The sequence below is a fragment of the Streptomyces nodosus genome, assembly GCF_008704995.1.
GTDB lineage: Bacteria > Actinomycetota > Actinomycetes > Streptomycetales > Streptomycetaceae > Streptomyces > Streptomyces nodosus.
Window position 1 is genome coordinate 6,813,546 of the sequence record NZ_CP023747.1, and the last position, 20,226, is coordinate 6,833,771.

General features: G+C 70.3%; 22 protein-coding genes, 1 tRNA gene, 4 pseudogenes and 1 riboswitch. Of the genes and pseudogenes, 13 read left to right on the forward strand and 14 right to left on the reverse strand.

Going from position 1 to position 20,226, the window contains the following annotated elements; translation table 11 throughout:
- Nucleotides 1-50: 50 nt before the first annotated feature.
- The 3 genes from CP978_RS30205 to CP978_RS30215 form a co-directional block, all read right to left on the reverse strand.
- Nucleotides 51-1,334: an SLC13 family permease gene (locus CP978_RS30205; protein ID WP_079162386.1), complete on the reverse strand. Its 1,284-nt coding sequence runs from the start codon at nucleotides 1,332-1,334 to the stop codon at nucleotides 51-53.
- Between the two features lie 103 nt (nucleotides 1,335-1,437).
- On the reverse strand, nucleotides 1,438-2,235 hold the full coding sequence (gene thiD / locus CP978_RS30210) for a bifunctional hydroxymethylpyrimidine kinase/phosphomethylpyrimidine kinase (RefSeq protein WP_043446119.1): 798 nt from the start codon (nucleotides 2,233-2,235) through the stop codon (nucleotides 1,438-1,440).
- Complete coding sequence (locus CP978_RS30215; protein ID WP_043446122.1) at nucleotides 2,232-3,629, reverse strand: purine-cytosine permease family protein; 1,398 nt, start codon at nucleotides 3,627-3,629, stop codon at nucleotides 2,232-2,234. Before CP978_RS30215 ends, thiD begins: the two co-directional genes overlap by 4 nt.
- Nucleotides 3,621-3,716, reverse strand: a riboswitch (TPP riboswitch). Its footprint overlaps the gene before it by 9 nt.
- 54 nt (nucleotides 3,717-3,770) lie before the next feature.
- Between CP978_RS30215 and CP978_RS30220 the strand changes: the two genes are divergently transcribed.
- Together CP978_RS30220 and CP978_RS30225 are read left to right on the forward strand one after the other, a co-directional pair.
- Nucleotides 3,771-4,544: a sulfite exporter TauE/SafE family protein gene (locus CP978_RS30220; RefSeq protein ID WP_043446124.1), complete on the forward strand. Its 774-nt coding sequence runs from the start codon at nucleotides 3,771-3,773 to the stop codon at nucleotides 4,542-4,544.
- Nucleotides 4,545-4,604: 60 nt separating this feature from the next.
- Nucleotides 4,605-5,351 carry a cobalt-precorrin-6A reductase gene (locus CP978_RS30225; RefSeq protein WP_043446127.1) on the forward strand — a complete coding sequence of 249 codons (747 nt, stop codon included), beginning with the start codon at nucleotides 4,605-4,607 and terminating at the stop codon, nucleotides 5,349-5,351.
- 21 nt (nucleotides 5,352-5,372) lie between these two features.
- Here CP978_RS30225 and cobF read toward each other — a convergent pair whose 3' ends face one another.
- Both cobF and CP978_RS30235 read right to left on the reverse strand, forming a co-directional pair.
- The gene (gene cobF, locus CP978_RS30230; RefSeq protein WP_043446130.1) at nucleotides 5,373-6,143 is read right to left on the reverse strand and encodes a precorrin-6A synthase (deacetylating); all 771 of its coding nucleotides are present in this window, start codon (nucleotides 6,141-6,143) and stop codon (nucleotides 5,373-5,375) included.
- A gap of 58 nt (nucleotides 6,144-6,201) precedes the next feature.
- Complete coding sequence (locus CP978_RS30235) at nucleotides 6,202-6,726, reverse strand: DUF309 domain-containing protein (protein ID WP_043446133.1); 525 nt, start codon at nucleotides 6,724-6,726, stop codon at nucleotides 6,202-6,204.
- Nucleotides 6,727-6,825: 99 nt separating this feature from the next.
- On the opposite strand from CP978_RS30235, the gene CP978_RS30240 reads away from it, so the two are divergent.
- The 4 genes from CP978_RS30240 to CP978_RS30255 all read left to right on the forward strand — a co-directional run bounded on the left by CP978_RS30240 (nucleotide 6,826) and on the right by CP978_RS30255 (nucleotide 9,588).
- A tRNA-Pro gene (locus CP978_RS30240) sits at nucleotides 6,826-6,899 on the forward strand.
- A gap of 199 nt (nucleotides 6,900-7,098) precedes the next feature.
- Nucleotides 7,099-8,289, forward strand: a complete 1,191-nt coding sequence (locus CP978_RS30245; RefSeq protein ID WP_207312872.1) for a nucleotide-binding domain-containing protein — start codon at nucleotides 7,099-7,101, stop codon at nucleotides 8,287-8,289.
- Nucleotides 8,290-8,395: 106 nt separating this feature from the next.
- Nucleotides 8,396-8,575, forward strand: a complete 180-nt coding sequence (locus CP978_RS30250) for a hypothetical protein (RefSeq protein ID WP_043446135.1) — start codon at nucleotides 8,396-8,398, stop codon at nucleotides 8,573-8,575.
- A 38-nt stretch (nucleotides 8,576-8,613) separates the two neighbouring features.
- The gene (locus CP978_RS30255; protein ID WP_043446138.1) at nucleotides 8,614-9,588 is read left to right on the forward strand and encodes a hypothetical protein; all 975 of its coding nucleotides are present in this window, start codon (nucleotides 8,614-8,616) and stop codon (nucleotides 9,586-9,588) included.
- Nucleotides 9,589-9,825: 237 nt separating this feature from the next.
- Here the strand turns inward: CP978_RS30255 and CP978_RS36275 are convergent, their stop codons facing one another.
- Nucleotides 9,826-10,518, reverse strand: a complete 693-nt coding sequence (locus CP978_RS36275; protein WP_346267741.1) for a transposase family protein — start codon at nucleotides 10,516-10,518, stop codon at nucleotides 9,826-9,828.
- Nucleotides 10,487-10,753, reverse strand: a pseudogene (locus tag CP978_RS36280) (transposase family protein); the annotation flags it as partial. The gene CP978_RS36275 and the pseudogene CP978_RS36280, both read right to left, overlap by 32 nt.
- 178 nt (nucleotides 10,754-10,931) lie before the next feature.
- On the opposite strand from CP978_RS36280, the gene CP978_RS30265 reads away from it, so the two are divergent.
- Nucleotides 10,932-11,675: a molybdopterin-dependent oxidoreductase gene (locus tag CP978_RS30265; RefSeq protein ID WP_043446140.1), complete on the forward strand. Its 744-nt coding sequence runs from the start codon at nucleotides 10,932-10,934 to the stop codon at nucleotides 11,673-11,675.
- On the forward strand, nucleotides 11,659-12,285 hold the full coding sequence (locus CP978_RS30270) for a cytochrome b/b6 domain-containing protein (RefSeq protein ID WP_043446142.1): 627 nt from the start codon (nucleotides 11,659-11,661) through the stop codon (nucleotides 12,283-12,285). Before CP978_RS30265 ends, CP978_RS30270 begins: the two co-directional genes overlap by 17 nt.
- Nucleotides 12,286-12,362: 77 nt before the next feature.
- Here the strand turns inward: CP978_RS30270 and CP978_RS30275 are convergent, their stop codons facing one another.
- The 4 genes and pseudogenes from CP978_RS30275 to CP978_RS35925 all read right to left on the reverse strand — a co-directional run.
- On the reverse strand, nucleotides 12,363-12,611 hold the full coding sequence (locus CP978_RS30275) for a hypothetical protein (protein ID WP_052454377.1): 249 nt from the start codon (nucleotides 12,609-12,611) through the stop codon (nucleotides 12,363-12,365).
- A 78-nt stretch (nucleotides 12,612-12,689) separates the two neighbouring features.
- Nucleotides 12,690-13,046, reverse strand: a pseudogene (locus CP978_RS35915) (SCO6881 family protein); the annotation flags it as partial.
- Nucleotides 13,047-13,161: 115 nt separating this feature from the next.
- Nucleotides 13,162-13,359, reverse strand: a complete 198-nt coding sequence (locus tag CP978_RS35920; RefSeq protein WP_052454378.1) for a hypothetical protein — start codon at nucleotides 13,357-13,359, stop codon at nucleotides 13,162-13,164.
- 152 nt (nucleotides 13,360-13,511) lie between these two features.
- Nucleotides 13,512-13,862 (reverse strand): annotated as a pseudogene (locus CP978_RS35925) (transposase domain-containing protein); the annotation flags it as partial.
- 928 nt (nucleotides 13,863-14,790) lie between these two features.
- Here CP978_RS35925 and CP978_RS30290 point away from each other — a divergent pair.
- Both CP978_RS30290 and CP978_RS30295 read left to right on the forward strand, forming a co-directional pair.
- On the forward strand, nucleotides 14,791-15,180 hold the full coding sequence (locus CP978_RS30290; RefSeq protein ID WP_052454379.1) for an IS5/IS1182 family transposase: 390 nt from the start codon (nucleotides 14,791-14,793) through the stop codon (nucleotides 15,178-15,180).
- A gap of 317 nt (nucleotides 15,181-15,497) precedes the next feature.
- Nucleotides 15,498-16,142: a dihydrofolate reductase family protein gene (locus CP978_RS30295; RefSeq protein ID WP_043446145.1), complete on the forward strand. Its 645-nt coding sequence runs from the start codon at nucleotides 15,498-15,500 to the stop codon at nucleotides 16,140-16,142.
- 19 nt (nucleotides 16,143-16,161) lie between these two features.
- Here CP978_RS30295 and CP978_RS30300 read toward each other — a convergent pair whose 3' ends face one another.
- The 3 genes from CP978_RS30300 to CP978_RS30310 form a co-directional block, all read right to left on the reverse strand.
- On the reverse strand, nucleotides 16,162-16,530 hold the full coding sequence (locus CP978_RS30300) for a hypothetical protein (protein ID WP_174498695.1): 369 nt from the start codon (nucleotides 16,528-16,530) through the stop codon (nucleotides 16,162-16,164).
- Between the two features lie 72 nt (nucleotides 16,531-16,602).
- Nucleotides 16,603-17,523 carry an NADP-dependent oxidoreductase gene (locus CP978_RS30305; RefSeq protein WP_043446147.1) on the reverse strand — a complete coding sequence of 307 codons (921 nt, stop codon included), beginning with the start codon at nucleotides 17,521-17,523 and terminating at the stop codon, nucleotides 16,603-16,605.
- Between the two features lie 197 nt (nucleotides 17,524-17,720).
- Nucleotides 17,721-18,008 (reverse strand): sigma-70 family RNA polymerase sigma factor family protein, encoded by a 288-nt coding sequence (locus CP978_RS30310; RefSeq protein ID WP_242647091.1) that lies wholly within the window; start codon nucleotides 18,006-18,008, stop codon nucleotides 17,721-17,723.
- A 16-nt stretch (nucleotides 18,009-18,024) separates the two neighbouring features.
- On the opposite strand from CP978_RS30310, the pseudogene CP978_RS36485 reads away from it, so the two are divergent.
- From CP978_RS36485 to CP978_RS30325, 3 genes and pseudogenes are all read left to right on the forward strand, one after another.
- Nucleotides 18,025-18,451, forward strand: a pseudogene (locus CP978_RS36485) (IS701 family transposase); the annotation flags it as partial.
- Between the two features lie 469 nt (nucleotides 18,452-18,920).
- Nucleotides 18,921-19,277: an SDR family oxidoreductase gene (locus tag CP978_RS30320; protein WP_079162388.1), complete on the forward strand. Its 357-nt coding sequence runs from the start codon at nucleotides 18,921-18,923 to the stop codon at nucleotides 19,275-19,277.
- Nucleotides 19,278-19,451: 174 nt separating this feature from the next.
- Nucleotides 19,452-20,225, forward strand: a complete 774-nt coding sequence (locus CP978_RS30325; RefSeq protein WP_079162390.1) for a FadR/GntR family transcriptional regulator — start codon at nucleotides 19,452-19,454, stop codon at nucleotides 20,223-20,225.
- Nucleotide 20,226: the final 1 nt, after the last annotated feature.

The window sequence follows — 20,226 nt, forward strand, 5'->3', positions numbered from 1 at the left end:
CGGGCGAAAGGCCCCGCTCCCGAGGCGGTCGTGCGGTTCGGGCCCCGGTCTCAGACGCCGATGGCGTGGAGGGACACCCAGAGAGCCACCACCGCGCAGCCCAGCGCGGCCGGCACGGTGAGCAGCCCGAGCCGGGTGAACTCCCTCAGATCGACGCCGTGGTCGTGCTGATGGACGACGCGCCGCCACAGCAGGGTGGCCAGGGAACCCGCATAGGTCAGGTTGGGGCCGATGTTCACACCGAGCAGCACGGCGAGCACCGCGCCGGGGCCCGAGGGCGCGGTCAGCGGGAGCAGCACCAGCACCGCGGGGAGATTGTTGATCACATTGGCCAGCAGGGCCGCCAGCGCCGCGATCCCCAGCAGGGCGGGCAGCCCGGTCCCGCCGGGGACGGCACGGCCGAGAGCGCCCGCGAGCCCGTTGTCCTCCACCGCGCGCACCACGATGCCCAGCGCCAGCACGAAGGCGAGGAAGGACGGCGCCGCCGCGCGCACCACCGTGACCGGGGTGGTCCGGCGCCGCACCAGCGCACGGACGGCCAGCGTCAGCGCCCCGGCCGCCGCCGACCACGCCGGGTCGACGCCCAGGAAGGAGGCGACCACGAACCCGGCGAGCGTGCACGCCACCGTCACCAGGGCGAACAGGGGCAGCCGCGGCGGCTCCCCGGGATCCCCGGCTGCCGCTCCGGCGTCCAGGTCGTGGCGGAAGAAGCGCCGGAGGACGACATACTCGGCGGCCACGGCTACCAGCCACGGCAGCGCCATCAGCGCCGCGAACCGGGTGAAGCTCAGCCCGGCCGCGCCGTACGCCAGCAGATTGGTGAGATTGGAGACCGGCAGCAGCAGCGAAGCCGTGTTCGACAGATGGGCGCAGGCATAGAGGTGCGGCCTGGGGCGGGCGCCCATATGGGCCGCCGTGGCGAACACCACGGGCGTCAGCAGCACCACCGTGGCGTCCAGGCTGAGCACCGCGGTGATCACCGACGCCAGGAGGAACACCGCGGCCAGCAGCCGCCCCGGAAGGCTTCCGCGCCCCGGCCGCCGGCGAGACCCCGCGGCCCACCGCGCCATCCAGGCCCCGCACGCCTTGAACAGCCCCTCCACGGCGCAGAAGTGAGCCAGCACCAGGACGGCCGCCAGAAAACCGATCACCGGCCCCAGCTGCGCCGCCTCGGCACGCGCATGGCCCGGTGAGATGGCGCCGGCCGCGACCGCGATCCCGGCGGCCGGCACCGCCACGACCGCCTCCGGCAGCCCGAACGGCCGTACCACCGCTCCGGCCAGTACGACGACGAGCAGGACGACGGAGAGGGCCTCGGCGAGCGCGGTGTTCAGGGCTCGGTCCTTCCAGGACGGAATCGATGGTTCCCCTCCATCACATCAGTCCCGGCGCAAGCGCTGCGACACCTCGACCCGGGTGCCGGTCCGGACCCGCCCCTCACCCGCCTGTGCGCGACCGCCATCCGTGGTCCACCGGGCCGATTCCGGCGCCCAGCGGGAACCCCGCCGCGATCGCCGCCGTGACGTACTCCTTGGCCCGCCGCGCCGCCTCCGGCACCGCGAGGCCCCGCGCCAGCCCGACCGCGACGGCCGAGGCCAGGGTGCAGCCGGTGCCATGGGTGTGACGGTTGTCGTGGCGCGGGGCGCGCAGCCAGTGCTCCTCCTGACCGTCGGTCAGCAGATCCACGGCCTCGCCGGGCAGATGCCCGCCCTTGACGAGCACCCAGCGGGGCCCGTACGACAGCAGCCGGGCGGCCGCGCGCCGCATGCCCCCTTCGTCGGTCACCCGGAGGCCGGTCAGCTCCGCGACCTCGTCGAGATTGGGGGTGGCCACCGTCGCACGGGGCAGCAGCCGGGTCCGTACGGCGTCCAGCGCGTCGTCGGCGAGCAGCCGGTCCCCGTGCTTGGAGACGCTCACCGGATCCACCACCACCGGGGCCCCCACGTCAGCCAGCAGCTCGGCCACCGCGGTGACCAGCACGGGTGACGCGAGCATGCCCGTCTTGACCGCCTGGACGCCGATGTCGTCGACCACGCTGCGGTACTGGGCGCGCACCGCGTCCACGGGCAGCTCCCAGGCGCCCTGGACACCGAGGGAGTTCTGCGCCGTCACCGCGGTGAGCACGCTCATCCCGTGCGTCCCGAGCGCCAGCATGGTCTTCAGATCGGCCTGGATCCCGGCTCCGCCGCCGGAGTCGGACCCGGCGATCGTCAGGACCCGCGGTGGCGTGGTCATGCCCGGCCCCCTTCCTCGCGCAGCCGCAGCGGGGCGTACAGCAGCAGGGCCACCAGGAACGCCACGTAGTACGAGACATCGGCGCCGTGCAACGCGCGGGCGACCGGACCCACATACACCCCGGTGTCCATGAACGGCACCGCCGCGGCGAAGGCGCCCGCGAAGGCCAGCAGCGGGGGCCACGGCGACCTCGGCCGTGCCGTCGCGGCGGCCAGATCGGTCACGGCACCGCGCCGGGCGCGCCAGTCGACGACCACGATCGCCACGAACCCGGGGATCCAGTAGCCCACGAACAGCAGGACGTTCTGGAAGCGGGCCGTGGTGTCGGCCGCGTGCATCCACAGCACCAGCGGAAAACCGAGCCCCGCGGCGAGCGCCGCCGCCACCGGACGCGCGATGCGCACCCCGACCGTCTGCAACGCCAGGGAGCCGCTGTAGTCGTTCATCGCGTTGCTGCACAGCGCCGCCAGCGCGACGGCCAGCAGCCCGAACGCCCCCGGCGCGCCCCCGCCCAGCAGGGTCTCCACCCCGGCCGCCGTCTGATCGGTGAGCACCGAGGCGCCCCACAGGCCGAGAGTCTGGACGGCCAGGAAGGACACCACCAGACCCAGCAACGTGCACCAGAACATCCGTACGGGGGAGGTGGTGCGCGGCAGATAGCGGCTGAAGTCGCTGGCGTACGGCGCCCAGGACAGGGTCAGGCTCAGCGCGATCGTGCTGGTCAGCACGAAGGCACCCGCCCGGTCCGCACCCTGCGCGCCGCCCGTCGCGGCGAGGTGGAAACCGGCCGGCATCCGCAGCGCGATCAGCGCGAAGGCCGCCGCGAGCACAAAGGTCATGACGGTCTGGAGCCGGTGGATCGCCTCGTAGCCCAGGGCGCCGAGGGCACCCTGCCCCACCATCATGACCAGAACGCCCAGCCAGAACGGCCAGCCGCACAGCCGCGCCAGGGCGTCACCGCCGAACAGCCCGATCAGCGCGTCCCAGGCCACCGACGACATCCACTGCAGCACGCCGGGCAGCACCACCGCGCGCCCGAACGCCAGCCGGGCCAGCGGGAGCTGGCCGGCGCCGGTCCGGCTCCCCCAGGTGCCGAGGTAGGCGGTCGGCACCGCGCCGAGCACCGTGCCCAGGACGACCGCGACCAGCGCGGTGGTGAAATCCAGGCCCAGCGAGATGCCGATGGTCCCGGTGAACACACCGGTCATGGTCAGGTTCGGGGCGAACCACACTGTGAAGAGCCGGCCCGCGCCGCCGTAGCGATTGCTCTCCGGGACCGGTTCGATGCCGTGCCCCTCGACCCTGAGGTCGCCGGGAGCGGCCGGCATCCGACCGTCGAAGACGGCTCGCCGGTCGTCGGCGGGCAGCCCGCCGGAAACATGCGCCAAAGGCATGGAAGACATCCCTCCGCCAGTACGAACTGGTTCAGGTTCGACGGGTGTGATCTCAGCCCCCGAGGGGGGGCACCCCGTGTCCGGTACGCCGGAAGACTACCCCGAGCGCGATCGGAGGCGTGACATAGCATCGGTCCCCACATGAACACGATGACGCTCTGGGACATATCCCCGTGGGGATTCGCCGCCCTGGCCTGCGCCGCGCTGTTGGTCGGCTTCTCCAAGACCGCCGTGAGCGGCGCCAACACGGTCAGCCTCGCGATATTCGCCGCCGTCCTGCCGGCCCGCGCCTCGACCGGCATCCTGCTGCCCGTCCTGATCACCGGTGACGTCCTCGCCGTCCTCACCTACCGGCGGCACGCCCACTGGCCCACCCTGTGGCGGCTGTTCCCCGCGGTCGGCGCGGGAGTCGTCCTCGGCACGCTGTTCCTGGTGTGGGCCGACGACGGGATCGTACGGACGTCGATCGGCGCGATCCTGCTGCTGATGACGGCGGTCACCCTGTGGCGGCGTCGACGTGCCGACCGGGCCGGGGAACCCGAGACGGAGACCACCCCCGCCGCCCGGGCCAGGGCCCGCTCCTACGGCGTCCTCGGCGGCTTCACCACGATGGTGGCCAACGCGGGCGGCCCGGTGATGTCGATGTATCTCCTCTCCGCCGGCTTCCGCAAACTCGGCTTCCTCGGCACCTCGGCCTTCTTCTTCCTGATCGTCAATGTCGCCAAGGTGCCCTTCAGCGCGGGACTCGGCCTCATCGACGGCCGCTCACTGCTGCTGGACGCGGCCCTCGCGCTGTTCGTGGTACCCGGCGCGTTCCTCGGCAAATGGGCGGTGCACCACATCAACCAGCGGCTGTTCGAGCGGCTGGTGATCGTGGCGACGGTGGTGGGCGCCCTCCAACTGCTGCTGCGCTGAGCCCGCGACCGGGAGCCCCGCACCGGCCGGCGCCGGACGCCTGCCCGTACCCTCGGCCTCATGCCCCCGCACGTCCTGATCCTCGGCGGTACCACCGAGGCACGCGAACTCGCCGCCACGCTCGCCGCCCGGCCCGGAGTCCGGGTGACCACCTCCCTGGCCGGGCGGGTGTCCACCCCGGCCGCCCCCGACGGGGACATCAGGATCGGGGGCTTCGGCGGAGCGGAGGGGCTGGCCGCCTGGCTCCGCGAGCACCGGGTGGACCAGCTGGTCGACGCCACACACCCGTTCGCCACCGCCATCACGGCGAACGCGGCACAGGCGGCGGCCGCCACCGGGATCCCCTCGCTGGTACTGCGCAGGCCCGGCTGGAGCATGCTGCCCGGCGAGCGCCGGCACGAGGCGGCCTCCCTCACCGACGCGGCGGCGCTGCTCCCCCCGCTGGGCCGGCGGGTCTTCCTCACCACCGGCCGACTGGGCCTGGCCGCCTTCGCCCACCTGACGGACCGTCACTTCCTGGTGCGGTCGGTGGAGCCGCCCGTCCCCCCACTGCCGCCGGACCTCGAAGTGCTGCTGGCCCGAGGGCCGTTCACGGTCGAGGACGAGACCGCCCTGCTGCGCCGGCACCGCATCGACGTCCTGGTGACGAAGGACAGCGGGGGAGCGGCGACCGCGGCCAAACTCACGGCCGCACGGAACCTCGGCCTCCCCGTGCTGCTCGTCCGCCGTCCACCCCTGCCGGACGGAGTGACCGCGGTCCCGGATGTGCCCACCGCTCTCGCCCGGCTGGGACTCGGCCGTCGCTGACGGCCGCCCGGGCCCGGCGCCTCAGTCCCGCGGATGCCTCCGCAGCAGATAGGTGTCCATGATCCAGCCCTTGCGCTCCCGTGCCTCCGCACGCAGCCGCTCGATGCGACCGGCCGTCTCGGCCAGGGGGCCGGACACCAGGATCTCGTCCGGTGTGCCGATGTACGCACCCCAGTAGATGTCGATGTCCTGGTCCGCGTACCGCAGAAAGGCCTGCTGGGCGTCAAGCATCACCACCACGTCGTCGACGCCCTCCGGGAAGCCCTCCGCCAGCCGGCGCCCCGTGGTGATCTGCACGGGCCGGGCGACCCGGTTGAGCCCCGTGCGGTGCCTGGCGACCAGCGCCGAGATACTGCTGACGCCCGGCACGACGTCGTACGAGAAGGCCACCGTGCCCCGGCCGAGCACCTCGTCCAGAATGCCGAGCGTGCTGTCGTAGAGCGCGGGGTCGCCCCAGACCAGGAACGCACCGCACTCGTCCTCGCCCAGTTCCTCCACGATGAGCCGCTCATAGATCTCCGCACGCGCCGAACGCCAGTCGCCGACGGCGGGGGAGTAGGCGCTGCCGCCCGCGGAACGGTCGCGCTCGGGGTCGCGCGCCTCGACCAGACGGTACGAACCCTCCGGCAGATGCGCCTCGAGGAGCTCCCGGCGCAGCCGGACCAGATCGGACTTCACCTCGCCCTTGTCGAGGACGAAGAACACGTCCGTGCTCCTGAGCGCCCTGACCGCCTGCAGGGTCAGCTGCTCCGGGTCACCCGCCCCGATCCCGATCACATGAATCCTTCGCACGCCCCGAGTCTGCCGTACCCCACCGACAACACGCGTCCGCCCCCCGACGCGGCCCGCCTCAGACCCGGCCCCCGCGCAGCCGGGGAGCCCGGGCCCGGGCGTCGACCGCGGCCGCCTCCCGCTCCACCTCCGCCGCCAACTCCCGTGCCCAGGCCACCACGTCCGCCAGCGCCATGCCGTACGGCCGGTCCCGTCCCGCCTCGGCCGCCCACTCCTCGACGCCCCCGGCACCGCGCCGCAACAACCGGGCGCCACCGGTCGCATTCCCCCGGGCGGCATGCGTGAGCCCGACCGCCAACTGGGCGAGCCCACGCCACAGGGCGCGCTCCTCACCGGGCCCCGACTTCCAGGCGTCCTCGAAGACCTCATGCGCATGGAACGGCTTCCCCGCGTCCAGAAGCGCCTGCGCCTCGGTGACGCTGTCCTCCGGGGTACGCACGATCCCCTCCGGCTGCCGCGCCACCCCCGGCACCCCATAGGGCAGGGGCCGCCCCAACCCGTCCCGCGGCCGCCCACTGCGGGCCCGCCCCTCCGCGTCCCGGTCACGCCCCTGCCCCGCCCCGGCTCCCGTTGCGTCGCTCATACCCCGATTGTCGCGCCTCCCGCTCCCGCTCCGGGGCACTCTCCGATGTGAGGTAAAGTTCTACCTGCGTGATCACGCGGGACACCGCGGAAAACGCATCGGGACGTGGCGCAGCTTGGTAGCGCACTTGACTGGGGGTCAAGGGGTCGCAGGTTCAAATCCTGTCGTCCCGACTTTACGAAGTCGCAGGTCAGGGGCCGTTTCAGAGGAGATCTGAAGCGGCCCCTTGGTCATTCTTGGGGACCGCTTGGGGACCAGTGCACTTTAGAGGGGTTGCGGCGCACCTTGACCCAGTCAAGGTGCGCCATAGATGGCAGGCCGGTGGCGCGGGTACATGGTCTGACCTGTGGCTTTCTAGTGCGTCCCGGACAGATGATGGTGGCGGGGCGCGCTGATGGTCGGATCGTTCGGCCGGCACACCGCGATCAAGGGAGTGTCCGACCTCGACATGATCTTCGTCCTCCCGCCCGGGATCCGGTCAAGCTACGAGGGGGACACCGGCCCGCGGAGAAAATTCTCGAGAGGGTTCGGGACGACCTCAAGGCGCGGTACAAGAACACTGAGATCCGCGTCGACCAGTGTGTCGTCCGAGTGCGGTTCACGTCCAACGCCTTCAAGTTCGAGGTCCAGCCGGCATTCGAGAACGTCGACGGCAGCTTCGACTACCCGGACACGAAGGCTGAGGCCTGGAAGGTCACCAAGCCGCGCGAGGAGATCGCCGTGACCAAGGAGTGCAACGACCGCACCTCGACGAACATGCGCCACCTCGCCCGGATGGCACGGGCCTGGAAGAACGCGAATCGCGTAAACATAGGCGGCCTGCTCATCGACACCCTCGTCTACAACTTCTTCGACCAGACCGACGACTACGACGCAGCGGGCACAGGCTCGTTCGACCTCATGGCCCGCGACTTCTTCGAATTCCTCAAGGATCAGTCAGAGCAGGAGTACTACCTGGCGCTGGGCAGCCGTCAGCGGGTCCACGTCAAGGCGCAGTTCCAGCCGAAGGCCAAGAAGGCGTACAACCGATGCCTCGAGGCGATCGCGGACGAAGGCAAGACGTCCGCCAACAAGAAGTGGCGCGAGGTCTTCGGCACGTCGGTGCCGCTGGCGAAGAGCGCGAGCGAGTCGTCCCGGTCGTTCAGGGACACCGAGGAGTTCATCGAGGATAAGTTCCCGGTCGACGTGTCCGAGACCGTGTCCATCGACTGCGAGGTCACGCAGGCCGGATGGCGTCCGACCTGGCTTCGCGCGATGCGTCGCGGCGGGATCCTGCTCAAGGCCGACAAGAGCTTGAAGTTCGTGGTCACCAGTTGCTCGGTCGGGGAGCCCTACACGCTGAAGTGGAAGGTGCTCAATCGTGGCCCGGAAGCCGAGCGGCGGGACGCGATCCGCGGCCAGATCGTCGACTCGAGCAAGCGGGGCGTCCGCATCGAGCACTCGGACTTCAGAGGTGAGCACGCCGTCGAGTGCTACGTAGTGAAGGACGGGGTCGTCGTCGCTCGGGACCAGATCGACGTGCCGGTCAGCAACACGAGCGTAAAGGCGGCGAACGCCTTGTAGAGAACGAATCCTCGTCGCGCGCCGAGGCCCCGCCGAATCGGCCGGGGGCTCGGCGTTTCAGGCGCATCCGCCCCTAGTGTTGAAGCATGAGCAGTTCTCTCGCTGCATGTCCGAGTCCCGGCTCAACGCCGAGATGGCCTTCGCGGGCAAGTGGCACGGCGTTCGCTGCGCTGCTGAGCTGTGTTCCGAGGATCCCGGCAGGTTCGCAGGGCAGATCGTCGATCTGCTCCGCGCCGAAGCAGATGCCGCGGAAGCGGAGTTCCGGCGGTTTCGAGGCCTCGGCTGAGGCTGGTTCTCCGTCGGACGCTTCCGGAGAATGGTGCCGTGGAACGACGGATCGACTTCTCGCGCGAGCGGCAGATGCTCTGTGGGCGCTGTGATCATCGGTGGCGCGTCAATCTGGGCTGGATCGATAGGTGGGAGCAGGGGGAGGAAACCTGCCCCGGCTGCTGCCTGACGTGTGAGCACGAGGACTCGCCCCGGGTGACGGTCGACCCCGGTGACCCGGCGCTCGACGACGACCGGGTAGCGCGGTTCTTCTGGTACCACACGAGCACGCAGGCGGACTGGCCGACGCGGGACTTCGACCCGGCAGCCGTCTTGACTCCCGAGATGCGCAGGATGATCGGCGGAGAGCAGCGGGTTGCCGCGTGGGCCGCGCGCCAGCGGGGCAAGGCCCTCCACATCGGCACGTACGAGGCCGCTGTCCACAACATGCTGCGTCGGATCCGTGACCAGGCCGACCAGCGCAGCCAGTTCTATCTGTATCGGGTCCGTCTGAAGTCATCCGTTGTGGTGCGGGAGGGGTGGCTCGTCGACCCCGCAAACTTCGTCGGCGACGTCGTGCTCGACGAGGTCTGCCCGCCAGGCGTCGACGTCGCCCGCTACCTGAACTACCACGAGGATCCGGGAGGGCTCTCGCTCGCACTGGGGAGGAACGCGATCGCCAGCGTTCAGCGGATCGCGGTTCCGCTGCCCGACACCCGGGATGACGGCTGGGTGCGCGATGACGTCGCGGCTCTTGAAGGCGCGAGCGACACCGCCGTCCCGGCGACCGGCAAGCCGGCCCTTCGCATGCGGCCGCCATCAGCGCGCGCCGTCCTGGGCCGACAGCTCGGTGCGTCCCTGGCTGACAGACTGCCGGTCAATCTCCGGAACCAGTTCAGGTCGGCCGCGGTGTTCGCGGAACGAGAGGATCCAGAGCGCTGGGCGCGACGGACCAGCGGCCTGTTCGATCTGATCGACGATCCGACTTCCGTGCTGGCTGCGCTCGACCAGCAAGATCCCCGGGAGGTCTGAGAACGGCCTGTCCCGCTTCGGTGGGGCAGGAAGCCCTGAAGTCGCTGCCGGTCTTTCAGGTGGGCGCCGCCCTGAGTGGGGAGAGAGTGAGCAGCTCAAACGCCGCGGAGCGTCATGCTGACCGCGGAGTCGATGACGGCTTGGGAAAGTCGCTTCCATCTGATTTCGTTGTCCCGGTCTAACGAGTTCGTGCACGGTAGGCGGTGAGGCGTCGAGGGCTTCGGTGAGGCTCGGTGTTCACGCCTGCCGTGCCGGGATCAAGTCCGCGGTCTGTTGGTGGGAGAGCAGGACGGCGACGGCCTGGACGGTGTGGCTGATGTGCTCGCGGCGGCCGAGGTGGCGGGCCAGGGCCCGCCAGTTCTTCAGGTGGGCGATGCCATGCTCGACCCGGATACGGCGTGAGGAATGTGCCTTGCGCTGCCGTTCGTACATCTCCTCGTACCAGTCGGGGGCGTTCTTCTTGAACTTGCGGTGCGGTGGTGTCACCACCCGCCCGCCAGTCTGGGCACCCAGCCCTTGGTAGCCGGCATCGGCGAGGACCTCCACTGTGGGACCATCGGCCAGGAGTTTGACCAGCCCCAACTGGCGGGCGTGGGTGATGTCCGCACAGCTTCCGGGGGGTCGGGCTGCAGAACAGCACGCGGCCGTCCGCGTCAGTGACGACCATGGTCTTGACGGCGTTCTGCCTGCTCTTGCCGGAGATGAACGTGTCCCGGTCCTTGCGTCCGACGGCCGGGCGCCGGACCCGGATCTCGGTGCCGTCGATGATGCCGGTCTTGCCGCCGAGGTGGTCGACGACCTCGGCGAGTGTCCGCAGCCGCACGCCGGGGCTGACGGTGCAGCCTCGCTCGGCGAGCAAGGGGCGCACCTCGCCGATGGCGCGGGTGATGGTGGAGCGGTCCACGCCGAACCAGCAGGCCAGCACGTCATGCGTGGTCGCGTGTCGGAGGTGCACGAGGGTGGCCAGGAGCCGGTCGACGAAAACCAGCCGGTGCTTCGCACCGGTGCCCACGGCCCGCTTCCGCGGCCTGGACGCAAGCCTGGCCTGGTGCCGTTCATGCCACAACGGACCTACCTCAGCCACCAGTTCAGCGATCACCTCGGTCGACAGGCCCGTGATCCTTCGGTCGCTGATGATCGCTGCACGAGTCGCGTTCCCCACCACGCAACCATGATCGACGATCAGAAGCTCGACGCCTCACCGCCTACCGTGCACGAACTCGTTAGGCCCGGGTACGGAGACCCCGAGTATGGAGACCCCAGGTACGGAAAAACAATGACGGAAGTCTGACGAGCACCCGCGATCCCTGGCCCGCCGGGGGCGCGGGTGCTCGAATGAAGACGTGAACCCCGAACTCCCCCAGGACGAGGGTCGCCCCGAGGCGGAGGGCCGCCCCGTCGGCCGCCGCGTCTTCCTCGCCACCCTCGGCCTCGGCGCCCTCGGCGTGGCCACCGCGCCCACACTCCAACGCGGCATGGAGGGCCTGCTCGGCGCGGTGTCCGGCAAGGACCCCACCGGTCTGACCGGCCTGCTGCCGAACGGCGGCGGCTTCCGCTACTACTCGGTCGCAGCCTCGGTCCCGCACAAGGACGCCACGGACTACCGCCTCACCGTCGACGGCCTCGTCGACCACCCCGCCACCTACACGCTGGACGACCTCAGGGCCCTGCCCCGGACCCGACTGGTCCGCGACGTCCAGTGCGTCACCGGCTGGCGGGTGCCCGGCACCCCCTTCGAGGGCGTGCGGCTCTCCCGGCTGCTCGACGCGGCCGGAGTGCGGGCGGGCGCCCGGGCCGTCCGCTTCACCTGCTTCGACGGTACCTACACCGAGAGCCTCACCCTCGCCCAGGCCCGCCGCCCCGACGTGCTCGTCGCGCTGCGCATGCAGGGCAAGGACCTCGCCCACGCGCACGGCGGGCCGGTCCGCCTGTACGTGGCCCCCATGTACTTCTACAAGTCGGCCAAGTGGCTCTCCGGCATCACCGTCACCGACCGCGTCGAGCCCGGCTACTGGGAGAACCTCGGCTACGACGTCGACGCCTGGGTCGGCCGTTCGAACGGACGCAGCGATGTCCCTACGAGCTGACACCCCGGCCCCGCCCGGCACCCGTGTCCACCGCTTCACCCGGGCCGAGCGGTGGGTGCACCGGACCACGGCCGCGCTCATGGGCGTGTGCGTGGTCACGGCGGCCTGTCTGTACATCCCCCAGCTCGCCGAGCTGGTCGGCCGGCGTGAACTGGTCGTCCGCGTCCACGAGTGCGCGGGCCTCGCCCTGCCCGTACCGGTTTTGCTGGGCCTGGCCTCCCGCGCCTTCCGCGCCGACCTGCGCTTCCTCAACCGCTTCGGCTGGCACGACCGGGTCTGGCTGCACGCCGCCCTGCGCCGCGACCGCCGGCCCGCCTCCCGCCCGGCCGGGAAGTTCAACGCCGGCCAGAAGATCTACTCCGCGTGGATCGCCGGGGCCGGCCTGGTCATGCTCGGCACGGGTCTGATGATGTGGTTCACCCACCTCACCCCGGTGGCCTGGCGCACCAGCGCCACCTTCGTCCACGATTGGCTCGCCCTGACCATCGGCGTCGTCCTGGCCGGCCACATCGGCATGGCCCTCGGCGACCCGGAGGCCCGCCGCGGCCTGCGTACCGGCCTGGTGACCCGCGCATGGGCGGCCGAGCAGCACCCGCTGTGGCGTCCGTAGAGCCACCGTGCGGGCCCGAGATCCGGCGGCGCGGAGCCCCACTGCAGGTCCTGCTCGTCGGCGGTCGTGTCGGTGACCTACATGCGGACCGGCGGCGAGCCGTCCGGGGTGATCAGGTGGTCGAGGGTTCGGCTGGGCCGGTGCTCGCCGCCGGTCAGCGCGGCCACGAGTGCGGGCGGGGCATCGTCGAGGAGATCGGTGCCGAGTTGCAGCGCCAGCGTGCAGGAGACGAGGACGAGTTGGGGCAGGGAGAGGCCGAGGAGGATGCCGCGGCGGGACCGGTGCGGGAACTTCACCGTGACCGGGGCGACGGAGAGATCAGTCAAGGGACGGGTCCTGGTGGCACAGGTGGAACCAGGGGGCGGGGTCTATGCGTGCCCCGCCCCCGGTAGACGGGCAGGGGATCAGAGGCCGGTCGGAGGCGGCGGTGTGGCCGCCCTACTGGATGCGGCGTTCTGTGAACCGGAGGACGGCGGTGGGCCCTGCGGCGGCGGGGTCGTGGTCGGCGGGGTGGACTGCCATCCACTCTGCCCCGGGCTGCCGCCCACCTGGCCGCTGCTGTCGTCGGACACGCTCGTCGGCGCGGGCTGGACAGTCTTCTCCAGGCCAGACTTGACTGTGCCGCCACCGGGCGAGACGCCCGTTCCACCGGTTGGCGAACCTTCATTGCCTTCTCCGCCTCCGCCGGTCGGGTTGGCGGCGACATCGCCGGGGAATCCCCCGCCAGTGGCGTCGGGGCCCTGTGGGGCGGCGCCCGTCCCGACCGGTACTTACCGGCGCAGATGGTCGTCAGATAGGAGCCGTCCGGCAGCGGGCGGCGCACCGTCGGGCGGCGCTTGCGGGTTGAGCGCAGCAGGAAAGACGCGCCGGTACCTGTCACCGCCTCCAGGAAGTCGAACGCGTCGTAGTAGGCGTCGGCCAGCGCACCATCGAGGCGTCCAGCTGTCCCAGCAGGCGGCGCGCGTAGCCGAGCTCGCCGGTCGTGTCCGGGCCGAAGGCCGCGCCGAGGAGGGCGCGGGTGCCGCACTCGACCAGCGCCACCAGACGCAGGAGCGGGCAGCCGAACTCGAGCATTTCCCGCCATGCTTGGGGAAGCGCCAGGTCACCGCCTCCTCGTCGGGGATGCTCAGGGTAGTGCCGTCCACTACGACCACCCGCAAGCCGTGGTGGAAGGAACTGGCCTGTGCCCGGGTGGCCACCGGACCGACGAGGATCTCGAACAGGCGGCGCAGCGGGGCGCTGCCCAGTCGGCGGCGGGCTGCGCACGGCCGCGCCACCGCGATCCCACGTAGTCCCGCGCACAGCTTGTCCCACACCGCCGGGTAGGACGAGCGCTCGAAGAAGGCGAGGGTGAGCACGAAGTACACCACCCCCCGCGCAGGCAGCGACCGCACGCGCCGCTCGCGCGAGCCCGTCTCATCGAGGACCGCGTCGACCAGCTGCGGGTCGATGACCTGCGTCAACTCTCCCAGGTGGCCGGGGATGTACACATCGTGAGCTAACGCCACGGGTGGCGGGGTGGCAGAATGCCGCGGCAACGGGACCTCCGGTGCGACGATCTCTGGGCTCGACACCACAGAGATCTATCAGGGGTCCCGTCCTCTCGTTCATGGACTTGACAAAGTGCCAGACCGCATAAAGCAACGGTGTTGTACGACAAGGGACGCCATCGTCCGCTGCGCTCTTGCTTCAGCTCGCGGCGCCGTGACCCTGCGCTGTGGCACACGTTTCTGACCCAAGGGTTGGCTGAGGCGCGCCTCCCGCGGCGTTTCTGATTGTGGAAGAGCGTCGGCCTGGTGGGGACCAGTTGGGGACCACACGGCGTGCGCGATAGGGCACGACGGCCGCTACCACACACAACTTGCACCCGCATTAATTCTGTTATATCCAGAAAATACTCCTGGCGCTTACTCCTGGGGGTCAAGGGGTCACAGGTTCAAATCCTGTCGTCCCGACAGCGATGTCGGAAATTTCCGCAGGCCAGGGGCTCTCTTCGGAGGGCCCCTGACGCGTGAGTGGGAGCGATCTGGGAGCCCTCATCCGCTCCCTGTGCTCCCATCGCTCCCAGCTGTCAACATCGGCGTCAATCGATGTTGACCGCCCGTCGCCCGATCCGGTCGAGACGGCCGTGCTCCCAGAGCGGCGGGCCTGGTGCACCCAACTTTTACTGGTCAAGGGGTCGGCTTGCTCCCAGTTCTTCAAAGGGGGTCGTGTGAAGGGGCGACCCCTTGTCCGATTTCGGTGTCCCCTTGACCGCGTGGGCTCCATGTCTGGATGACCGGTGCATCAAGATCTTGAACGTGAAAGTCGCGGTCTGTGCAGGTCGGAGGGGTTGCGGCTGGGGTGTCGGGCGTCGTGTGTGTTCCCTTGTCGGCGGGGGAGTGGCCGTACGCGGCGATAGCGGGCTGTACGGAGCGGTGCTTGCCGTCCGCGTTGGGTCGCTTGTGGGTGAGGTCGGGGTAGAGGGCCTGTTCCTGATCCTTGAACTCGCAGCGGTAGTAGACGGTGTTGCGGATAGTAGCGGGCTGCATCTTCCGCCCGCAGAGGGTGCACCTGTGCAGCCAGGCGCTCGAGCCCCTCGTACGCGGGATCCCGCCGATCCGCTCCCGCCGCGGCCCGCGCGGGCGACGGCCCGCCAAGCTCCACGCGGACAAGGGGTACGACTACGACCACCTGCGCCGATGGCTCCGCATGCGCGGTATCCGGCACCGCATCGCCCGCAGAGGCATCGAGTCCTCCACACGACTCGGCCAGCACCGTTGGACGATCGAACGCACCATGTCCTGGCTCGCTGGCTGCCGTCGTCTGCACCGCCGCTACGAGCGCAAAGCGGAGCACTTCCTGGCCTTCACCGCGATCGCCTGCACCCTCATTTGCTACCGCTCTGCTGCCTGAGCGAAGTGATCTCGGGGTGTAGTGGGACATCTCTGTGGACTCGACGATCGCCGGTGCTCTGACCAGGAAGGTAGGCCGGGTTGGTGGTTGGAACGGTTGGATGGGCGGCGACGTGCGCTGCGATGCCTGTGAATGGTCGTGAGGCGGCCACCCCGATGCCGTTCGTGTCCGCCATTGCCACACCGCCAACGGGGCCGCTTCCTGACGCGCTTCGGAAAAGGTTGTGGACTGTTGTCGATCCGACCACGTCCCGTTCGACGTCATGATGTGCGGCGCCTCGCCCCACGATGACGCGACAGGACCTGACGAGGGAACACGTGGATCAGCTGCTGAGAGTCATGAACTTCAATGTCTCGAGTGACGGAATCGGTGCCGGTGTGCACCAGAGTCTCGAGCGGCCGTTCGGCTACGACCATCCGGAGAGGCTGTTCGCCTGGGCCGGCGCCACGGCGAGCTGGCCCATGCGCACGGATCCCGGGGGGAGCCGGGGCCTCGACGACCACTTCACGCGAGACTTCGCGCGCAACATCGGTGCCGAGATCATGGGCCGCAACAAGTTCGGGCCTCAGCGCGGGCCCTGGCAGGACCATGAGTGGCGCGGCTGGTGGGGGGAGGCGCCCCCGTTCCGTACTCCGGTGTTCGTCATGACCCACCACAAGCGTCCGTCGTTCAGGCTCTCCGACACCACGTTCCACTTCGTCGACGGCGACCCGGTCACGGTCCTCGAACGGGCGCGGGAAGCGGCGCGGGGCAAGGACGTCCGGCTCGGCGGCGGGGTCACCACCGTCCGGCAGTTCCTTGATGCTGACCTCGTCGACACCATGCATGTGGCGGTCTCGCCGGTGAAGCTCGGGTCCGGACTGCGACTCTGGGAGTCACCCGATGAGCTGCTCGACCGGTTCCACCTGGAGATCGTGCCCAGCCCGAGCGGCGTGACGCACCACCTGTTCTGGCGACGGTGACGCGAGGGCACACTCGCGTTCAGGCTGCGACTGCGAGGGGGCGTCCGCTCCGTCGGATGCCCTTCTTGCTGCGCCCCTGTCCGCCCGCGGCGTGGAGCACAGGACGTTGAGGTGCGCTGCTGCCTGGCCGGTTTCCCGGGTGGCGCGGCGGCGTGCGGCGTACACCAGCCGGTGGACGGCCCCGGTCGGCCGCGCTGAACAGCTTCCGGTCCAGCCGCTCCGAGCCGGGGTCCACCGTGCGCAGTGCTGTGGCGATGTGGGCCAGGGCCTCCTGCTCGACCTCGGCGCGCTTCAGACGGGCAGGCCGGACCAGCCGGGCGAACATCCGGCGCAGCACCGGGAGGGTCCTGACGTCCTGGAGCGACGCCTCAGACTGAGCAACGCACATCGAACACAGAAAGTGTGGCGACGGCATGCAGACCACCGGTGATCCGCATTCCGATCACGATCGGTCTCCTGTTCAGTCTTCCGTGACGCGGATGATCGTCTTGCCCGGGGTGCGCTTGCCGGGGGCGAACGCGGAGGGTGCTTCGGCGAGCGGCCGCACGGCACCGACGACCGGCTTGAGCCGGCCGTCCCTCAGTCGCGCGGCGAGATCGGTGAGCCGGGCGCGGTCGGGTTCGACGACGAAGAAGACCGCCCGCCCGACCTTGGGCTGGACCTTGGGCGGCATGGCGATGGTGACGAGCGTGCCACCGGCCCGGACCAGGGTGGCCGAGCGGTCGAGGATGCCGCCGCCGATCACGTCGAACACGACGTCGGCCTCGCCGGCGTCCTCCAGCCTCTCGGTCTGCAGGTCCAGGAAGGTGTCGACGCCCAGGGCGAGAGCCCTGTCCCGGTCGGAGGCCCGGCCGGTGCCGATGACGCGGGCGCCGGCCTCGCGGGCGAGCTGTACCGCGATCGAGCCGACGCCGCCCGCGACACCGTGGATCAGGACGGTCTGGCCGGTGGTAAGGCGGCCGTGGTCGAACAGGCCCTGCCAGGCGGTCAGCCCGGAGATCGGCAGTGCGGCGGCCAAGGTGTGGTCGATGTCCGCCGGCAGCGGCGCGAGGTTGCGGGCTTCCACCGCGGCGTACTCGGCGAGCGAGCCGTTGCGGGCCCAGTCAGCCATGCCGAACACCCGCTGGCCGACACTCAGGCCGGTGGTGCCGTATCCCAGCTCTACGACAACACCCGACAACTCGTGCCCGGGCACGCTTGGTGTACGGTCGCGGCCGGCGCGATCGGTCCACGTGCCCGGCCAGTCCAGCTCGCCAGAGGTGAAGCCCGCGGCGTGCACCCGCACGATGACGTCGTTCTCAGCCGCATGGGGGTAGGGCAGGTCCGTCAGGGACATCCCGGCAAGACCGGCGTCACGGTCTCGAACAGTGATGGCTTGCATACAGGTCCTTACTGGGAGGGGCGACTCGAGCGCGCAGCCCGTTCACACACAGGGCTCACAGCGGCTCTTCATCAGGAAGATGCAGCAGGTTGATGTATGCCGTTCCACATGATCGATTTCACCTGCTCGTGCAATCCGGCATCGCCCGTTTTGCCTTCTCATCAGGGGGACGAGATAGCCCCTCCGGGTATGACAGCTCAGACGCGCAGGAGTTTCTCGGGATTGATGACCCTGCGGTACGCGGTGATCAGGCCGTCTGTGATCTGGACCGTGTCGACGGAGTAGACCCGGCCTTCGCGGTAGAACACCAGGGCGAGCTCGCCGCCGACCTCGGCGAAGTCGATGCGGTCCGGGCGCCACTGGCGCCCCACACGCACCATGACCTCGGCGAGGCGCTCGCCGCCGTGGAGGAGCTTGCGTGCCGCGGAGACCCTGCCGCCGCCGTCGGTGACGTAGCCGGCGTCCGGGTGTAGGAGCCTGACCAAGCGGGCCAGGTCCTACGGCGCCAAGGGCCCGCGTATCTATCACTGGGCGGTCGTCCAGCTCCCGGCGATCGAGGACTTCGACGGCGAGCGGCCCACCCGTCACCGCTGGGCGCTGGCCCGGCGCAGTGTCAGCAGGCCCGATGAGATCGCCTTCTACCTCGGTTATGCCCCGGTGAACGCCGATGTCGATCGGCTCGTGCGCGTTGCCGGGCGCCGGTGGGCGATCGAGGAGTGCTTCCCGGCCGCGAAGAACGAGTGCGGCCTGGATCAGTACGAAGTCCGTCGTTACGTCGGCTGGACGAGCCACGTCACTCTGGCCATGCTTGCGCACGCCCTTCTCGCGGTCACAGCGGCGCAGGCGGCGGAAAAAGGGGGGTGCAGAAAGGTTCAATCCTGGTTCCCACTCACCGTGGCGGAAGTCCGCCGGCTGCTGGCAACTGGCCTCGTACACCGGCCCCGCCCGCCGCTTCCGCATCCACGCCCTGAGCTGGTCGCAGTGGCGGCGCAGGCGTCAGGCCGTCGGCCGCTACTGCCATTACCGGCGACGATGCCACTCGTTGGAGGGGCGGTCCGGCAAGACCGGCCCCGACACGCCACCGGCCAACTACACTCCCGACGACGCCTCTCACCAGGCCAGATGGCGAAACGCTGCTGGAGTACCAGGGCGAGGTAGGCCAGACGCAGCAGCACGGCAGGTCATGATGCCGCCTGTGCCACGTGCAGATGAGGACTCTGGGCGAGTGTCAGGCACGGCCAGAGACCGGCGATCAAGGCCGCGAGCTGCACGGATGATGGATCGGCACCCGCAGTGCCGCGATGCCCCTGACGGAGATCTCCGGCGAGGACTTCGACACCGCCTTCGCCGTCAACACCCGCGGGACCCTGCTCACCGTCCAGTAGCTTCCGTCGCTCCTGGCCGATGGCGCGTCGGTCGTCCTCAGCGGCTTCGCGGGGGCTGCGAAGGGGACCTTGGGCACCACCGTCTGCGCGGCGAGCAAGGCGGCCCTGCGTTCCTTCACCCGCACCTGGGCGGCCGAGCCGGCCGAGTGCAGGATCCGCGTCAACCTGCTCAGCCTCGGCGTGATCGACCTCGGCCCCGGCGACGGCGTGCCCGCCACCCTGAAGGAACAGCTTGCCGCGGGTATCCCGGCAGGGCGCCTCGGTGAGCCGGCCGAGGTCGCCAGGGCGGCGTTGTGTCTGGCGTCCTCCGCATCGAGCTGTACCACGGGCACCGAGTTGATCGTCGACGGCGGCACGACTCAGGTATGACCGCGCCTCACCCCGGGTCGAGGCGGTTCCGGGGGCGCTCGCACAGCCTGGAAATCCGCGACGATGCATGCCGACGGGCGTCCTGCAGGACCCATGGGGTCTGGCCACCGGACGTCTGATGTCGGACCTTGGTAGGTTGTGAAAATAGCTCCATCGAGCAGAAGGGGTCAAGAGGTGAATTCGTCGCGTCCGCAAGGGGTCCGGGCGGCGGTCAGGCCGTCACTGCGTCAGGAGGTCTCGGAGGCGATCAAGAGCTACATCCTCGACAATCACCTCAAGCCGGGGGACCCGCTGCCGTCGGAGGCGGAGCTGTGCGCCACCCTCGGTGCCAGCCGGTCCAGCATCCGCGAGGCCGTGAAGACGCTGGCGGTGCTGGACATCGTCGAGGTGCGGCGCGGTCACGGCACATACGTCGGCCGGCTGAGCCTGTCCGCGCTGGTGGAGGGGCTGGCCTTCCGCGGTCTGCTCAGTCCCAGGGACGACTTCCGGATCCTGTCCGAGCTTGTCGAGGTGCGGGAGCTGATCGAACGCGGCATGGCCGCGCGCATCATGGCGACGCTCGGGCCCGAGGATCTCGACGCCCTCGATGTGCTCGTCGACGAGATGGACCGGCGCGGCGCCCACGACGACCGCGGCTTCGCGGAATGCGACCGCGCCTTCCACGAGCGGCTGATGAGGTCGCTGGAGAACGAGCTGGTCAGCCAGCTCTCGCTGGCCTTCTGGGACGTCTACGCCATGGTCGCGCCCCAGTTGGAGGGCATCTCCGAGGAGGCCGAGGCGGGGACCATCGCCGACCACCGCGCGATCGTGCGGGCGGCCCGGCAGGGGGACGTCGAGGGCTTGGTGCACGCCCTCTCCGGCCACTACGCGCCGGTGCGCAGGCGGCTGGCGGAGGCGCAGGCGTATGAGGGCCGGGGCGCGGAGGCGGAGACCGGGCGCACCGCCTGAC